Here is a 16,928-nt window from a genome sequence, read left to right as displayed (position 1 = left end):
ACTGTGGCCGCCAGAACCTCTCGGTCGAAAAGTCCTACCGCACCTCGACCACCAGGATCTTGTCGTCCCCCGGCTTCGGGGTGCCACGTGAGTCCGTCTCGCTCGTCACGAGCCAGAGCTTGTTGCCGCCCGCCGCGAGCACGGTGCGCAGACGGCCGTACTTTCCCTCCAGGAACGACTGGGGTGCCGCCAGAGGTTCCTTGTCCGCCGTACCGGACAGCGGGATCCGCCAGAGCCGCTCACCCCGCAGACCGGCCATCCAGATCGAGCCCTTGACGAAGGCGATGCCGCTCGGGGACGCCTCCGACGTCTTCCACTGTGCCACGGGATCAAGGAAACCGGCCTCGCCCGCCTTGCCCTCGGCCTCCGGCCAGCCGTAGTTCCCGCCCGGCACGATCCGGTTCAGCTCGTCCCAGGTGTCCTGGCCGAACTCGGCCGCCCACAGCTGCTTGTGCCCGTCCCAGGCCAGCCCCTGCACATTGCGGTGACCGTACGAATACACCACGGAGTCGGCCTGCGGATTGCCGTGCAGCGGCTCACCGTCCGGAGTCATCCGCAGGATCTTGCCGGCCAGCGACTCCTTCTCCTGCGCCCGGCCGTCGTCGCCCGTCTCGCCCGTGCCCGCGTACAGCATGCGGTCCGGGCCGAAGGCGATCCGGCCGCCGTTGTGGATGGCGCCCTTCGGGATGCCCCGCAGAATCGTGTCGGGGGCGCCCAGCAGCTGACCGGGCGTCGTACCGTCCTCGTCGTAGAGCATGCGGGCGATGCGGTTGTCCGACGCCGTGGTGAAGTACGCGTACACCAGGTGGTCCGTGCCGTAGTCGGGGGAGACGGCGAGGCCCAGCAGCCCGCCCTCGCCGGCCGGTGCCACCCCCGGCACGGTGCCCAGCAGCGTCTTCTTGCCGGTCTTCGCGTCGACCCGGGTGATCGTCCCCTTGTCGCGCGAGCCCACCAGCAGATCGCCGTCCGGCAGCTTCGCGAGACCCCACGGCGATTCCAGACCCTCCGTGAGGGTCGACACCACCTTGACCGAGCCCTTCTCGGGCGGCAGGCCGGCCGCGGGACGCGAGGCCGACGGCGACGTGGACGGCGAGGGCGCCCGGCTGGACGGGGCCGCGGGGGAGCCGGCCGGTGAACTCGCGCCCCGGCCCGCCGTGCTCTCGGCACCCTCCTGCGAGGAGCACCCCGCGGTGAGCATCAGGGCGCCGGCCGCCAGCACGGCCACCGCGCCCCGCCGCGCACCCCGGCCATTCCCGCGGGGCGTCGCGCGACGCCCCACCGGTTCCCGCACAGATCCGAACCTCGCACCGCGCACAGCACCGACCCCTTCGACGACCGCCTGTCACCTGTTCTTACACCGCGGCCGCGCCCAGGGTTCCCGAACCCCGGGTACTTTCTCGCTCGGCGATCAAACTTCACACGCAGATGCGGTGTGCGGGTGCTCAGTCCCACGACTCCCGTGCGGCCGGAAGTCGGTCGATCTCGTCGAGGTCCCGGTCCGTCAGCGTCAGTCCGGCCGCCCCCGCGTTCTCGACGGCCCACCGCTCCTGCTTGGTCCCCGGCACGGGCACGATCTGCGGACCCTGCCGCAGCACCCAGGCCAGCGCCACCTGCGCCGGTGTCGCCCCGTGCCGCTCCGCGATCCGCCGCAGCCCCACGACCACCGGCTGGTTCGCGGCCATCATCTCGGCGGTGAACCGCGGATGCCTGGCGCGCAGGTCCTCCGGCTCGAAACCCTGCCCCGGAGTGAGCGTGCCCGTCAGATAGCCGCTGCCCAGCGGCATCGCGGCCAGCACCCCGACCCCGCGCGCCGCACACCACGGCACCAACGCCTCCAGCGCCTGCGGGGACCACACGGAGAGCTCCGCCTGCACCGCGCTCACGGGAAAGACCTGCTGGACCCGCTCCAGCTGCCGGATCGTCTCGTCGTGCGTCCGCGCTCCCCGCCGTCGAGCGGCCCTGGCACCGACCGCGGACAGCCCGAGCGCCCGGACCTTGCCCGCGTTCACGAGCTCCGCCATCGCGCCCCAGGTCTCCTCGACGGGCACCTCGGGGTCGGCCCGGTGGAGCTGGTACAGATCGATCACATCCGTCTGCAGCCGCCGCAGCGAGGCGTCACAGGCCCGCCGCACGTAGCCGGGACGGCCGTTGGCCACGATGTGCTGATCACCCACCAGCAGACCGCACTTGGTGGAGAGGAAGGCCCGCTCACGGCGCCCCTTCAACGCCCGGCCCACCAGCAGCTCATTGGTGAACGGCCCGTACATGTCGGCGGTGTCGAGCAGGTCGACACCCGCGTCGAGCGCCGCGTGCACCGCGCGCAGCGCCTCGTCACCACGCTGCCGCGAGGCGCTGTACGCCCAGCTCATCGGCATACAGCCGAGACCGACGGCGCCCACGGCGAGCGCCGCCGCACCGAGACTTCTGCGCTCCAACTCCCCGAACCCTCCCTCGCACCGCACCCCCAAACTAACCTCTGCGCCCCGCCGGGCTTCGCATAGCCTCCTGACCATGACTTCCACCACGCAATCCGCCCCTGTCCCCGACGTATGGCTGCCCTTCCGGGCCGACGAGATCGAGGGACTCCCCGAGGGCCTCAACTACCGCTTCTGGGACGGCGGACAGGACTTCCCCGCCGACCCCGCACACTGCGCCTTCTACGTCGTCCCCTACATGAAGGGACCGACGGTCGCGGTCCGCCCGCTCGACGGCATGAGCGGCGTCCAGGTCGTGCAGACGCTCTCCGCGGGCATCGACCATGTCGAGCCGGGCCTCGGGCTGTTGCCCGCGGGCGTACGGCTGTGCAACGCCAAGGGGGTCCACGAGGCGTCCACCGCCGAGCTGACCCTCGCGCTGATCCTCGCCTCGCTGCGCGGGTTCCCCGGATTCGTGCGCGGCCAGGACAAGGAGGAGTGGCGGTCCGGCTTCTACCCCGCCCTCGCCGACAAGTCCGTGCTGATCGTCGGCTACGGATCGATCGGCTCCGCCATCGAGGACCGGCTCGCGCCCTTCGAATGCGCGCGGGTGGCGCGCGTCGCGCGCTCCGCACGGACAACCGCACGCGGCCCCGTACACACACTCGACGACCTGCCCGCGCTGTTGCCCGAGGCCGATGTCGTCATCCTGTCCACCCCGCTGAACCCCTCCACACAGGGGCTGGTCGGCGCGGACTTCCTCGCCGCGATGCCGGACGGGGCGCTGCTCGTGAACGTGGCCCGCGGCGGTGTCGTCGACACCAAGGCCCTGTTGTCCGAACTCGAGTCCGGCCGGCTGCGCGCCGCCCTCGATGTCACGGACCCGGAACCGCTCCCTTCCGGCCATCCCCTCTGGCATGCTCCGAACGTCCTCATCACCCCGCATGTGGGCGGCAGCACCTCGGCGTTCCTGCCGCGCGCCAAGCGACTGCTGGCCGGGCAGCTCAGCCGTTTCGCCGCGGGGGAGCCGGTGCACAACGTCGTGCGTACGACCGGCTGAACACGCTACGGGCTCGTTCCGTACCCCTGTGTGCCGACAACTCCGCAGGTCGTTACGGAGAGTAGAGGAACTATGTCCCTGCGTGACGAGTCTGGTGTATCGTCCCGAAAGGGGGGCTGCGCCGTGGCAGGGGCGGCGCAGGGCAGGAAGCCACACGCGAGGGGGGCGAGGGCGATGTGCGGCCGATGGGCGAACGATCCGACACGGCAGGGCGGCCGACGGCTGCCGGCGGTGCGTCCGGCGCGCCGGCGCCGCGGTCGTCCGGCGACATCGGGGGCACCCCGGTGAGCGCGCCGGCGAGCGCCCGCGCGGCGTTCCTGGCCCGCCGGCCCGCCGTCGGGCGGGCGCCCGCGATCATCCCGCGGCTCCTCATCGGACTCGTCTGCGCCGGATACGGGGTCGGTGCGGCCGTCGGCTGGGGATCGGCGCGACTGGCCCTGTTCATGGGGGACTTCGGCCTGAGCGCGGCCGCCCTGATCGCCGCCGTCTCCTGTTTCCTGTTCGCGCGCTCGGCGGACAACAGGTTCCGGCCTGCCTGGCTGCTGTTCTCGCTCTCCTCCCTGATGGCCGCGGCGGGCAACGCGGTCTGGGGCTGGTACGAGTGCGTGCGCGAGGTCGAGGTGCCCAGCCCCTCGCTGGCCGACCTCTTCTTCCTGTGCTTCGCGCCGCCCGCCATCGTGGGGTTGCTGGTCCTCGCCAAACGCCCCGTCACCCGGGCCGGCTGGGTCTGTCTGGTTCTCGACTCCTGGCTGATCGGCGGATCGCTGCTCACGCTCTCCTGGAGCCTCGCGCTCGCCCACACCGCGCACCTGGCGGACGTGGAGGGCGCCAGCGTGGCCCGCGCGGCTCTCTCGCTCGCCTACCCGCTGCTCGACATCGTGCTGGTCTCCATGGTGCTCGCCCTGCACTTCCGGCGCTCCAGCGTCAACCGTGCCGCGGTGAACACCGCCATCGCCGCCCTGGCCCTCACGGTTCTGTGCGACGCGCTGTTCACCTCGCCGCTGCTGCGCCAGACCTACCAGTCCGGCCAGTTGCTCGACGCCGGCTGGTTCGCCGGTTCGCTGCTCCTCGCGTACGCCCCGTGGGGAGTCGCCCGCGACGACGAGGACGCCGCCGACCGGCCCGTGTCCCGTACCACCAGCCGCCCCATCTCCGGTTCATTGGCCGCGCTCACGCCTTATCTGGCAGCCGCCGTCTGCACGCTGGGCATTCTCTACAACGTCATCGAGGGCCGCCGGGTGGACCGTGTCGTGGTCTTCACCGGGTGCGCGGTGGTGCTCGCACTGGTCGTGCGGCAGGGCATCATGCTCGTCGACAACATCGCCCTCACCCAGGAACTGGCCCAGAAGGAGAACCACTTCCGCTCCCTGGTGCAGGGCTCCAGCGACGTCATCATGATCGCCGCACCGACCGGCATACTCCGCTACGTCAGCCCCGCCGCCGCCGGTGTCTACGGGCGCGAGGCGGACGACCTCGTCGGCGCAGAGCTCTCCTCGATCATCCATCCCGAGGACCTCGGCCGGGTGGTCCACGAAGTGCGGAAGTTCCTCGCCGCCCCGCCCGGCGAGGAACCCACCACCCGCATCGAGTGCCGCTTCCGCTCCGGCACGGGCGAATGGCTGAACGTCGAGTCCACCGTCAACCGCCACCAGGGCGGCCTGATCCTCAACAGCCGCGACGTGACCGAACGGGTCCGCCTGCAGGCCCAGTTACAGCACAACGCGGAGCACGACCCGCTCACCGACCTGCCCAACCGCGCGCTGTTCACCGACCGGGTCCGTCGGGCCCTCGGTGGCCGGCGCGCGGGCGACGCGGGAACCGCCGTGCTCTTCATCGACCTGGACGGCTTCAAGGCGGCCAACGACCGGCTCGGCCACCAGGCGGGCGACGAGCTCCTGATCCAGGCCGCCCGCCGCCTCCAGGAATCCGTCCGGTCGGGGGACACCGCCGCGCGCCTCGGCGGGGACGAGTTCGCCGCCCTCATCGTCGGCGACGGTGGACGCGACCAGACGGCCCGTGAGTACCAGGTCCACGAGATCGCCGACCGGCTGCGCCTCACGCTCTCCCAGCCCTACCGCATCGGTGCCGGCGAGGTCCGCGTCACCGCGTCCATCGGCGTCGCCTTCGCCGAGCCCGGCATCACCCCCAACGACCTCATGCGCAACGCCGACCTGGCCATGTACCGGGCCAAGGCGGGCGGCAAGGACCGCGTGGAGCTGTACGCCCCGCAGATGCAGGCCGAGGTGGTGCGCCGTTCCGAGCTGGCGGCACGGCTGCGCACCGCCCTGCGGGACGGCGAGTTCGCGCTGCTGCACCAGCCCGTGGTCCATCTGGCCAGCGGCACCGTCGCCGCCGTCGCCGCCCAGGCCCGCTGGCGCTCCGCCCAGGGCATCCTCTTCACGCCCGCCGAGTTCCTCCGCGTCGCCGAGGACAGCGACCGCACCGCGGAACTGGGCCGCTGGCTCCTCGAGGAGGCCGTCGAGCAGGCCGCCGACCGGTCCAGGGCCGGCCACCAGGTCTCCGTCGCCGTCCGGCTCTCCGCCCGACGTCTGCTCGACAAGGGCATGCCGTTCGGCTCCGTCGAGGCGCTGCTGACGCGGTACGGGCTGCCGTCCGGGGCCCTGATGATCGAGGTCGCCGACAGCGACCCCCGGGTCTCCTTCGACGAACTGGAACAGCGCCTGGTCGCCCTCCGGCGTCTCGGCGTACGCATCGCGCTGGACGGCTTCGGCAGCGGCTACGCCGCGATCAACGCGCTGCGCCGGCTCCCCATCGACGTACTGAAACTGGACCGCGGCCTGGTGGAGGGTGTCGTCGAGTCCGCCCGGCTGCACAAGATCACCAGCGGGCTGCTGCGGATCGCCTGTGACCTCGGCATGCAGTCCGTGGCCGACGGTGTCGACGTTCCCGAGCAGGTTCTCGCCCTGCGCGCCATGGGCTGTACGCACGGCCAGGGAATGGCCTTCTCCGGGCCGCTGGACGAGTACCGGCTGCGCCGCGCCCTGGTCCGCGGCGAGTTCCCGGTGCCCGGCAGCCCGGCCGTTCAGCCGGTCCTCGCGGGAGGCTCCGTCCCCCTCCTGACCGGCTCACATGCTGAGACGCCCGTCCCACCCACTTGACACGCCGAGTGCGTCGGAGAGAGGGTCAATGCCATGCGCACCCGAATTCTCGTACTTGAAAAGCGCGTCGGCTGAAGCAGAGTTCCTCGATGACACTCTGCAGACCGCACCGACGCGCTCCCCTCGCTTGCCTCACGGCACGAGGGGTTTTTTGTTGCACCGGCACCACGCAAACCATCGCAAAACACTCGCAAAAACCCTCAGCTTCGAGAAGAGAATGCCGATGACCGAGCAGGCCACCGGGGCCCACCATCCCCAGCCGCGGGCCCGTAACGGCGGATCGTCGTCCGCCACCGTTGAGCACGTCACGGGCGCGCAGTCCCTCATCCGTTCTCTCGAGGAAGTCGGGGCCGACACCGTATTCGGCCTCCCTGGCGGTTGCATCCTGCCGGCGTACGACCCGCTGATGGACTCCACCCGGGTCCGCCACATCCTGGTCCGCCACGAGCAGGGCGCGGGTCACGCGGCCACCGGTTACGCGCAGGCCACCGGCAAGGTCGGCGTCTGCATGGTCACCTCCGGACCGGGCGCCACCAACCTGGTCACCCCCATCGCCGACGCGGCCATGGACTCCGTGCCCATGGTCGCCATCACCGGCCAGGTGGCCTCCGGCGCCATCGGTACGGACGCCTTCCAGGAAGCCGACATCTGCGGCATCACGATGCCGATCACCAAGCACAACTTCCTGGTCACCCGCGCCGAGGACATCGCGCACACGATCGCTGAGGCCTTCCACATCGCCTCCACCGGCCGTCCGGGCCCGGTCCTCGTCGACATCGCCAAGGACGCCCTCCAGTCGAAGACCACCTTCAGCTGGCCGCCGGTCATGGACCTGCCGGGCTACCGCCCGGTGACCAAGCCGCACGCCAAGCAGATCCGTGAGGCCGCCAAGCTCATCACCCAGGCCAAGCGCCCGGTGCTGTACGTGGGCGGCGGCGTCATGAAGTCCGGGGCCACCGCCGAACTCAAGGTGCTGGCCGAGCTCACCGGAGCGCCCGTCACCACCACACTGATGGCGCTCGGCTCCTTCCCCGACAGCCACCCGCTGCACGTGGGTATGCCCGGTATGCACGGTTCGGTCACCGCCGTCACCGCGCTGCAGAAGGCCGACCTGATCGTCGCCCTCGGCGCCCGGTTCGACGACCGGGTCACCGGCAAGCTGGACAGCTTCGCCCCGTACGCCAAGATCGTCCACGCCGACATCGACCCGGCGGAGATCGGCAAGAACCGCGCGGCCGACGTCCCGATCGTCGGTGACGCCCGCGAGGTCATCGCCGACCTCGTCCAGGCGGTCCAGGCCGAGCACACCGAGGGCCACACCGGCGACTACGCCGCATGGTGGAAGGACCTCAACCGCTGGCGCGAGACCTACCCGGTCGGCTACGACCTGCCGGAGGACGGCAGCCTCTCTCCGCAGCAGGTCATCCAGCGGATCGGTGAACTCGCACCCGAGGGCACGGTCTTCGCGGCGGGCGTCGGCCAGCACCAGATGTGGGCGTCGCACTTCATCCAGTACGAGCAGCCCGCCACCTGGCTGAACTCCGGCGGCGCCGGAACGATGGGCTACGCGGTCCCGGCCGCGATGGGCGCCAAGGCCGGCATGCCCGACCGTACGGTCTGGGCGATCGACGGCGACGGCTGCTTCCAGATGACCAACCAGGAACTCACCACCTGCGCGCTCAACAACATCCCGATCAAGGTCGCCATCATCAACAACGGCGCCCTCGGGATGGTCCGCCAGTGGCAGACCCTGTTCTACAACCAGCGGTACTCCAACACCGTGCTGCACTCCGGCGCCGACACCGACGGCAACGCGGCCAAGGGCACCCGGGTGCCCGACTTCGTCAAGCTGTCCGAGGCCATGGGCTGCTACGCGATCCGCTGTGAGGACCCGGCCGACCTGGACAAGGCCATCGCCGAGGCCAACTCGATCAACGACCGCCCGGTGGTCATCGACTTCATCGTCCACGAGGACGCCATGGTGTGGCCGATGGTCGCCGCCGGCACCTCGAACGACGAGGTCATGGCAGCCCGCGGCGTCCGCCCCGACTTCGGCGACAACGAAGACGACTGAGAGACAGAGAGAGACCGACTTCCATGTCCACCAAGCACACGCTCTCCGTCCTGGTCGAGAACAAGCCCGGTGTCCTCGCCCGGATCACCGCCCTGTTCTCCCGCCGCGGCTTCAACATCGACTCGCTCGCGGTCGGTACCACCGAACACCCCGACATCTCACGCATCACCATCGTCGTGAACGTCGAGGACCTGCCCCTGGAGCAGGTGACCAAGCAGCTCAACAAGCTGGTCAACGTCCTGAAGATCGTCGAACTCGAGCCGGCCGCTGCGATCCAGCGTGAGCTCGTCCTGGTGAAGGTCCGCGCCGACAGCGAGACCCGCTCCCAGATCGTCGAGATCGTCCAGCTGTTCCGCGCCAAGACCGTGGACGTCTCCCCGGAGGCCGTCACGATCGAGGCCACCGGCGGCGCCGACAAGCTGGAGGCGATGCTCAAGATGCTGGAGCAGTACGGCATCAAGGAGCTCGTCCAGTCCGGCACCATCGCCATAGGGCGCGGCGCGCGCTCGATCACCGACCGGTCACTGCGCGCCCTCGACCGCACGGCGTAAATCATTCCGGGTCACGCCGCGCCGCTCGTATGGCGAGACCCGAAAACGTAACTGACGCACCCCGCCGTACGGTGGGACGCAACACCTGCACACCAAGGAGAAGACCCAGTGGCCGAGCTGTTCTACGACGCCGATGCCGACCTGTCCATCATCCAGGGCCGCAAGGTCGCGGTCCTTGGTTACGGTAGCCAGGGCCACGCCCACGCGCTGTCGCTGCGCGACTCGGGTGTCGACGTCCGTGTCGGTCTGCACGAGGGCTCCAAGTCCAAGGCCAAGGCCGAGGAGCAGGGTCTGCGTGTGGTGACCCCGTCCGAGGCCGCCGCCGAGGCCGACGTCATCATGATCCTGGTTCCGGACCCGATCCAGGCCCAGGTCTACGAGGAGTCCGTCAAGGACAACCTCAAGGACGGCGACGCGCTGTTCTTCGGCCACGGCCTGAACATCCGCTTCGGCTTCATCAAGCCGCCGGCCGGCGTCGACGTCTGCATGGTCGCCCCCAAGGGCCCGGGCCACCTGGTCCGCCGCCAGTACGAGGAGGGTCGCGGCGTTCCCTGCATCGTGGCCGTCGAGCAGGACGCCACGGGCAAGGGCCTGGAGCTCGCCCTCTCGTACGCCAAGGGCATCGGCGGCACCCGCGCCGGCGTCATCAAGACGACCTTCACCGAGGAGACCGAGACCGACCTGTTCGGTGAGCAGGCCGTCCTCTGCGGTGGCACCGCCGCCCTGGTCAAGGCCGGTTTCGAGACCCTGACCGAGGCCGGCTACCAGCCGGAGATCGCGTACTTCGAGTGCCTCCACGAGCTGAAGCTCATCGTGGACCTCATGTACGAGGGCGGCCTGGAGAAGATGCGCTGGTCCATCTCGGAGACCGCCGAGTGGGGCGACTACGTCACCGGCCCGCGCATCATCACGGACGCCACCAAGGCCGAGATGAAGAAGGTCCTCACCGAGATCCAGGACGGCACCTTCGCCAACGCCTGGATGGCCGAGTACCACAACGGTCTGCCCAAGTACAACGAGTACAAGAAGGCCGACAGCGACCACCTGCTGGAGACCACCGGCCGTGAGCTCCGCAAGCTCATGAGCTGGGTCAACGACGACGACAAGTAGTACCGATACCTGAGGGGCGGGTCCCGGACCCGCCCCTCAGGCATCCGCCCTGTTTCACCCGCTGGAAGAGGCGGCGTCGTACGTGTGTACAAGTCGTCCAGCCTCTTGTGGGTGATCCTTCCAACGGGGCGCAGTATGCGTCCTCGCGCATGACTACACTTCTCCACACATACACGCGTCAGGCCCACAGTGTCGTGCGTCTTCCACGCGGCAAGCCCCTCCACCGCCTGCGGCCGTCGGGACGGCCGTCCGCACTGGATCTGTGAGGACTCACGTGAGCTCGAAACCTGTCGTACTCATCGCTGAAGAGCTGTCGCCCGCCACGGTGGACGCCCTGGGACCGGACTTCGAGATCCGGCACTGCAACGGCGCGGACCGCGCCGAGCTCCTCCCCGCGATCGCCGATGTCGACGCCATCCTGGTGCGCTCCGCCACCAAGGTCGACGCCGAGGCCATCGCCGCCGCGAAGAAGCTGAAGGTCGTCGCCCGCGCGGGCGTCGGTCTGGACAACGTCGACGTCTCCTCGGCCACCAAGGCCGGCGTGATGGTCGTGAACGCACCGACCTCCAACATCGTCACCGCCGCCGAGCTCGCCTGCGGTCTGCTGGTCGCCACGGCGCGCAACATCCCCCAGGCCAACACCGCGCTCAAGAACGGCGAGTGGAAGCGCTCCAAGTACACCGGCGTCGAGCTGAGCGAGAAGACCCTCGGTGTCGTCGGCCTCGGCCGCATCGGTGTCCTGGTCGCCCAGCGCATGTCGGCCTTCGGCATGAAGATCGTCGCGTACGACCCCTACGTCCAGCCCGCGCGTGCCGCGCAGATGGGCGTCAAGCTCCTCTCACTGGACGAGCTGCTGGAGGTCTCCGACTTCATCACCGTGCACCTCCCCAAGACCCCGGAGACGCTCGGCCTGATCGGTGACGAGGCGCTGCACAAGGTGAAGCCCTCGGTGCGCATCGTCAACGCCGCGCGCGGCGGCATCGTCGACGAGGAGGCGCTCGCCTCCGCCCTCAAGGAGGGCCGCGTCGCCGGCGCCGGTCTCGACGTGTACACCAAGGAGCCCTGCACGGACTCCCCGCTGTTCCAGTTCGACCAGGTCGTCTGCACCCCGCACCTCGGCGCGTCCACGGACGAGGCCCAGGAGAAGGCCGGTATCGCGGTCGCCAAGTCGGTGCGCCTCGCCCTCGCCGGTGAGCTCGTGCCGGACGCGGTCAACGTCCAGGGCGGCGTCATCGCCGAGGACGTCCGTCCCGGCCTGCCGCTCGCCGAGAAGCTCGGCCGGATCTTCACCGCGCTCGCGGGCGAGGTCGCGGCCCGCCTCGACGTCGAGGTGTACGGCGAGATCACCCAGCACGACGTGAAGGTGCTGGAGCTCTCCGCGCTCAAGGGTGTCTTCGAGGACGTCGTCGACGAGACCGTGTCGTACGTCAACGCCCCGCTGTTCGCGCAGGAGCGCGGTGTCGAGGTCCGCCTCACCACCAGCTCCGAGTCGCCCGACCACCGCAACGTGGTCACGGTCCGCGGCACGCTGGCCGACGGTCAGGAGGTCGCGGTGTCCGGCACGCTGGCCGGTCCCAAGCACCTCCAGAAGATCGTCGCGATCGGCGAGCACGACGTGGACCTGGCGCTGGCCGACCACATGGTCGTGCTGCGGTACCAGGACCGTCCCGGCGTCGTCGGCGCGGTCGGCAAGATCCTCGGCGAGGCCGGGCTGAACATCGCGGGCATGCAGGTGTCCCGGGCCGACGTGGGCGGCGAGGCGCTGGTCGTCCTCACCGTCGACGACGACGTCCCGGCGTCGGTGCTGACCGAGATCTCGGCCGAGATCGGCGCGGCCTCGGCCCGTTCGGTGAACCTGACCGACTGAGTCCTTCCCGCAGTCTCCGTACCCGGCATCTAGACGTGCGTCTTACACGTTCGTCTGCATGCCGGGTACGCTGCTGTCATGGGACATCGTGAGGATCTGCTCGAAGGCGCGAAGCGCTGCCTGCTGGAGAAGGGGTACGCCCGGACGACGGCACGCGACATCGTGGCCGCCTCCGGTACGAACCTGGCGTCCATCGGCTACCACTACGGCTCCAAGGAGGCTCTGCTCAACCTCGCCTTCATCAAGGTGACGGAGGAGTGGGGCGATGTGCTGACCGATGAACCCGAGAGGGCCGGCGACGGCGACGACGGCCCCCGGGCCCCACTCGACCAGTTCCGCGAAACCTGGGAGCGGGTGATCGGCAGCTACGAGCAGACCCGGTCGGTCTGGCAGCTCCAGATGGAGGTCATCTCCAGGATCGACACCGACCCCGAACTGCAGAAGGCCCTGGCCGGCCCGCAGCGCGAGGGCCGGAACGGGCTCGCGGAGAACATGCTGGGTATCGACCCGGAGACCGAACCTGAGAAGGCGCGGGTGGCCGGACTGTTCTGTCAGGCGCTGCTCGCCGGGGTCATGGTCCAGTGGATGATGGACCGCGACTCGGCGCCGTCGGCGCAGGATCTGACGGACGGACTGATCGCGGTGCTGGCGGGCCGGGAGCGCGCCACGGCCCAGGAGGATTCCCCGTAGAGCTCTCGTCCGGATCGTTCCGGGCGTGGCTGAGCCGGGCTCAGAGCCGGGCGGCCTTCAACGCCATGTGCAGCAGCAGCCGGTCCTCGCCGTCGTTCAGATCCAGGCCGGTGAGCTGCTGGACCCGGGAGAGGCGGTAGTACAGCGTCTGCCGGTGGATGCCCAGTTCGGCCGCGGTCCGGGAGGCCTGTCCCGCGCAGTCGAGGAACACCTCGGCGGTACGCGCGAGGTCCCGGTGCGGCGGGGCGAGCAGTGGGCGGACCGTGTGGTCCGCCACGGCGTCCGTGGTGAGCGCGGTCAGTAGGCGGTACGGGCCGATGGCCGACCACTCGGCGACCGGGCCGAACCGTTTCTCCGCCGCTGCCGCCCGGGCCGCGGCCGATGCCTCGTGCCAGGCGTCCGCCAGCTCCGCCAGGCCGCGGCGAGGGACCGCGATCCCCGCGGTGGCGTCGGCCCCCGCCGTGGTGCGCAGCCGGTCGGCGGCGGTGAGGGCCGGGTCCAGGACGTCGTGCGACCGCAGCCGGACCAACGCGGCCAGGGCCGGGCCTCCCGCACCGCCCGGGGAAGGCGCGCCGGACAGGGCCGCGGCCGACGGCACCGTACGCACCGACGGCGGGTCGTCCGGCCACGGGGTCACGCACACCACGGTGTGCAGCCCCTCCGCGTCCGGCCCGAGCGCCTCGGCGAGCGCGGCCACCGCCATGTCGCGCTGCCAGCCGCGCCCCGCCGTGAGGACAGCCCCGAACTCCCGGGACAGATCGGTGCCCGCCCGCGCCTCGTCGGAGAGCAGCGCACCGATCCGGGCCGCCACGTCCATCGCCGCGTCGAGCTGCTGGTCGGTCGGCCCGGGGTCGGCGTCCAGCAGCCATACGTAACCGAGCACGACACCCCGATGGCGTACGGGAAGGCAGATCCGGCCCCGGTAGACACCGGCCTCCGGGGCGGCCGGGATGCGGACGGGGCCGGTGGCGCGGGTGATGCCGAAGTTCTCGAACCAGGCGCGGACCGCCGGGGTCGAGCGGCGGGTCAGGATCGAGCGGGTACGGACCGGGTCCATCGCCGTGTCGTCGTCGCTGTCGTGGGCCCCGAAGGCGACCAGTCCGAAATCCCGGTTCTCCAGCGTCGCGGGGACGCCGAGCAGCGCGGAGATCTCGTCGACCAGCTCCTGGTAATCGCCCTTCACCCGGCCATTCTCGCACCCCTTCAGACATATGTCTGAGATCCAGGGCACGGATGCGTGACAGCTGTCGATGGCACAGGATCGGAGGGATCCTTAGATTTCACGGTGGTTCTCCGTGCTGTACCGCTTCTGTTCCCTATCGGGCACTTGCGGCGGTTCGGCCTTCGTTCGTACTTTCCGTGGAGGTGCCCCGTGCTGGGTCCCGTGATTCTCGCCGCGTCACGCAGCGACAAGATGCGCCGTTTCATCTCGGCAGCGCCGGGCACGAAGCAGGTCGTCGACCGGTTCATCGCCGGTGAGACGGTCGCGCAGGTCGTCCCGATCATCGAGGACGCCGCCGACAAGGGCCTCGAAGTCACGCTCGACGTGGTCGGCGAGGACATCACCACCCCCGAGCAGGCCGCCGCCGCGCGCGACGCCTACCTGGAGCTCATCGGCCGCCTGGAGAAGCTCGGCCTGGGCACGAAGGCGGAGATGTCCGTCAAGCTCTCCATGTTCGGCCAGGCGCTGGACGGGGGCCATGAGCTGGCCCTCGCCAACGTCCGCCCGGTCGTCGAGGCCGCCGCCGCGATCGGCACCACGGTCACCCTGGACGCCGAGGACCACACCACCCTCGACTCGATGTTCGCCATCCACGAGGAGCTGCGGAAGGACTTCCCGCAGACCGGGTGCGTCATCCAGGCCTACCTCTTCCGTACCGAGGACGACGCCCGCCGGCTGGCCGCCGCAGGCAGCCGCGTGCGCATCGTCAAGGGCGCCTACAAGGAGCCCGCCTCGGTCGCGTACCAGGACAAGGCCGAGATCGACAAGGCGTACGTCCGCATCCTCAGGACGCTGATGGAGGGCGAGGGCTACCCGATGATCGGGTCCCACGACCCCCGCCTGATCGCCATCGCCCAGGAACTGGGCCGCAAGGCCGGGCGCAAGCTCGACGAGTACGAGTTCCAGATGCTGTACGGCATCCGCAGCGACGAGCACATCCGGCTCGCGGCCGAGGGCCACCGCATGCGTGTCTACACCGCGTACGGCACCGACTGGTACGGCTACTTCATGCGCCGCCTCGCGGAGAAGCCGGCCAACCTGCTGTTCTTCGGCCGCTCCATCCTCACCAAGGGCTGAGCCCCCCACCCCCTCTCTTACTGAAGGAGCACGGACACCATGGACGCTGTCACCCAGGTCCCCGCGCCGGTCAACGAGCCGGTCCACTCCTACGCCCCGGGCTCCCCCGAGCGCGCCCGGCTGGAGGCGAAGCTCAAGGAGCTCAGCCAGAACCCGATCGACCTGCCGATGACCATCGGCGGCGAGAAGCGGATGGGTGGCGGCGAGCGCTTCGACGTCGTCCAGCCCCACAACCACAAGGCCGTCATCGGCACCTTCGCCGGCGCCACCGAGCAGGACGCGCAGGACGCGATCGACGCCGCGCTCGCCGCCGCCCCGGCCTGGCGCGCGATGGCCTTCGACGACCGCGCCGCCATCATCCTGCGCGCCGCCGAGCTGCTCTCCGGCCCCTGGCGCGAGACGCTGGCCGCCTCCACGATGCTGGGCCAGGGCAAGACCGCCCAGCAGGCCGAGATCGACTGCCCCTGTGAGCTCGTCGACTTCTGGCGCTTCAACGTGCACTACGCGCGCCAGATCCTGGCCGAGCAGCCCCCGGCGAACTCCGCCGGCGTGTGGAACCGCATGGACCACCGCCCGCTGGAGGGCTTCGTCTACGCGATCACGCCGTTCAACTTCTCGGCCATCGCGGCCAACCTGCCCACCGCCCCGGCCCTCATGGGCAACGTGGTGGTCTGGAAGCCGTCCCCGACGCAGACCCACGCCGCCGTGCTGCTGATGCAGCTCCTGGAGGAGGCCGGTCTGCCCAAGGGCGTCATCAACCTGGTGACCGGCGACGGCATCGCCGTCTCCGAGGTGGCCCTGAACCACCGTGACCTGGCCGGTATCCACTTCACCGGCTCGACCCCCACCTTCCAGCACCTGTGGAAGACGGTCGGCAACAACATCGCCAACTACCGCACCTACCCGCGGCTCGTCGGCGAGACCGGCGGCAAGGACTTCGTCGTAGCCCACCCGTCGGCCGACCACGCCGTCCTGAAGACCGCGCTGACCCGCGGCTCCTTCGAGTACCAGGGCCAGAAGTGCTCGGCGTCCTCGCGCGCCTACGTCCCGGCCTCCATCTGGAACTCCGGTTTCAAGGAGAAGTTCGCGGCCGAGGTCGACTCCATCACCATGGGCGACGTCACCGACCTGTCGCACTTCATGGGCGCCGTCATCGACGACCGCTCGTTCGCGAAGAACAAGGCCGCCATCGACCGCGCCGCGGCCGACCCGGCGTGCACGATCATCGCGGGCGGCACGTACGACGACTCGGTGGGCTACTTCGTCCGCCCGACCGTCATCGAGTGCAGCGACCCCTCGAACGAGGTCTTCACGACCGAGTACTTCGGCCCGATCCTCGCGGTCCACGTCTACGAGGACGACAAGTTCGACGAGATGCTGGAGCAGATGGAGTCGGTCTCCGACTACGCCCTGACCGGTGCCGTCATCGCGAACGACCGCGCCGCGGCCGCGTACACGATGGAGAAGCTGCGGTACGCCGCGGGCAACTTCTACATCAACGACAAGTCGACCGGCGCCGTCGTCGGCCAGCAGCCCTTCGGCGGCGGCCGTGCCTCGGGTACGAACGACAAGGCGGGCGCCCCGCAGAACCTCCAGCGCTGGACCCTGACCCGGGCCATCAAGGAGACGCTGGTCCCGCCGACCGAGTACACCTACCCCCACCAGGGCTGACATACCTGCGGGGCGCCGCCCTCCCGGCGCCCCGCCACGCACTCCGCCTCCCGACCGGTTCCCCTGCCGGCCG

12 protein-coding genes are annotated in these 16,928 nt (G+C 70.2%); 9 read left to right on the top strand and 3 right to left on the bottom strand.

Annotated features, from left to right (window positions below; translation table 11 throughout):
• Positions 1–34: 34 nt before the first annotated feature.
• Together OG959_RS09265 and OG959_RS09260 are read right to left on the bottom strand one after the other, a co-directional pair.
• Positions 35–1,225: a PQQ-dependent sugar dehydrogenase gene (locus OG959_RS09265; protein WP_326657723.1), complete on the bottom strand. Its 1,191-nt coding sequence runs from the start codon at positions 1,223–1,225 to the stop codon at positions 35–37.
• 217 nt (positions 1,226–1,442) lie between these two features.
• Complete coding sequence (locus OG959_RS09260; protein WP_326666298.1) at positions 1,443–2,399, bottom strand: aldo/keto reductase; 957 nt, start codon at positions 2,397–2,399, stop codon at positions 1,443–1,445.
• Positions 2,400–2,511: 112 nt separating this feature from the next.
• Here OG959_RS09260 and OG959_RS09255 point away from each other — a divergent pair, with 112 nt between their 5' ends.
• The 7 genes from OG959_RS09255 to OG959_RS09225 all read left to right on the top strand — a co-directional run bounded on the left by OG959_RS09255 (position 2,512) and on the right by OG959_RS09225 (position 12,885).
• A complete protein-coding gene (locus OG959_RS09255) occupies positions 2,512–3,474 on the top strand; it encodes a 2-hydroxyacid dehydrogenase (RefSeq protein WP_326657722.1) in 963 nt (320 codons plus the stop codon).
• Between the two features lie 284 nt (positions 3,475–3,758).
• Complete coding sequence (locus tag OG959_RS09250) at positions 3,759–6,593, top strand: putative bifunctional diguanylate cyclase/phosphodiesterase (RefSeq protein WP_442805733.1); 2,835 nt, start codon at positions 3,759–3,761, stop codon at positions 6,591–6,593.
• Between the two features lie 217 nt (positions 6,594–6,810).
• A complete protein-coding gene (locus tag OG959_RS09245) occupies positions 6,811–8,667 on the top strand; it encodes an acetolactate synthase large subunit (protein WP_326657720.1) in 1,857 nt (618 codons plus the stop codon).
• Between the two features lie 23 nt (positions 8,668–8,690).
• Positions 8,691–9,218, top strand: coding sequence for an acetolactate synthase small subunit (gene ilvN / locus OG959_RS09240; RefSeq protein WP_148020972.1), 528 nt, complete (start codon positions 8,691–8,693; stop codon positions 9,216–9,218).
• 108 nt (positions 9,219–9,326) lie between these two features.
• On the top strand, positions 9,327–10,328 hold the full coding sequence (gene ilvC, locus OG959_RS09235; RefSeq protein ID WP_326657719.1) for a ketol-acid reductoisomerase: 1,002 nt from the start codon (positions 9,327–9,329) through the stop codon (positions 10,326–10,328).
• A 274-nt stretch (positions 10,329–10,602) separates the two neighbouring features.
• Positions 10,603–12,195 (top strand): phosphoglycerate dehydrogenase, encoded by a 1,593-nt coding sequence (gene serA / locus OG959_RS09230; protein WP_148020974.1) that lies wholly within the window; start codon positions 10,603–10,605, stop codon positions 12,193–12,195.
• Between the two features lie 78 nt (positions 12,196–12,273).
• Positions 12,274–12,885, top strand: coding sequence for a TetR/AcrR family transcriptional regulator (locus OG959_RS09225; RefSeq protein WP_326657718.1), 612 nt, complete (start codon positions 12,274–12,276; stop codon positions 12,883–12,885).
• A 40-nt stretch (positions 12,886–12,925) separates the two neighbouring features.
• Here the strand turns inward: OG959_RS09225 and OG959_RS09220 are convergent, their stop codons facing one another.
• Complete coding sequence (locus OG959_RS09220; RefSeq protein ID WP_326657717.1) at positions 12,926–14,068, bottom strand: PucR family transcriptional regulator; 1,143 nt, start codon at positions 14,066–14,068, stop codon at positions 12,926–12,928.
• 189 nt (positions 14,069–14,257) lie between these two features.
• Here OG959_RS09220 and OG959_RS09215 point away from each other — a divergent pair, with 189 nt between their 5' ends.
• Both OG959_RS09215 and pruA read left to right on the top strand, forming a co-directional pair.
• Complete coding sequence (locus OG959_RS09215) at positions 14,258–15,184, top strand: proline dehydrogenase family protein (RefSeq protein ID WP_326657716.1); 927 nt, start codon at positions 14,258–14,260, stop codon at positions 15,182–15,184.
• Between the two features lie 39 nt (positions 15,185–15,223).
• Positions 15,224–16,855: an L-glutamate gamma-semialdehyde dehydrogenase gene (pruA, locus tag OG959_RS09210; protein WP_326657715.1), complete on the top strand. Its 1,632-nt coding sequence runs from the start codon at positions 15,224–15,226 to the stop codon at positions 16,853–16,855.
• The last annotated feature ends 73 nt before the right edge of the window (positions 16,856–16,928 follow it).

It is taken from the genome of Streptomyces sp. NBC_00385 (assembly GCF_035917155.1).
In the GTDB taxonomy this organism is placed as follows: Bacteria; Actinomycetota; Actinomycetes; order Streptomycetales; family Streptomycetaceae; genus Streptomyces; species Streptomyces poriferorum.
Note: the sequence above shows the minus strand (reverse complement) of the source record. Positions and strands in the feature narration are given on the sequence as shown.

Excerpts from the sequence above, each read along its gene's own strand:
- OG959_RS09255 (WP_326657722.1), top strand. The coding sequence starts at position 2,512 with ATGACTTCCACCACGCAATCCGCCCCTGTCCCCGACGTATGGCTGCCC.
- OG959_RS09245 (WP_326657720.1), top strand. The coding sequence starts at position 6,811 with ATGCCGATGACCGAGCAGGCCACCGGGGCCCACCATCCCCAGCCGCGG.
- ilvN (WP_148020972.1), top strand. The coding sequence starts at position 8,691 with ATGTCCACCAAGCACACGCTCTCCGTCCTGGTCGAGAACAAGCCCGGT.
- OG959_RS09225 (WP_326657718.1), top strand. The coding sequence starts at position 12,274 with ATGGGACATCGTGAGGATCTGCTCGAAGGCGCGAAGCGCTGCCTGCTG.
- pruA (WP_326657715.1), top strand. The coding sequence starts at position 15,224 with ATGGACGCTGTCACCCAGGTCCCCGCGCCGGTCAACGAGCCGGTCCAC.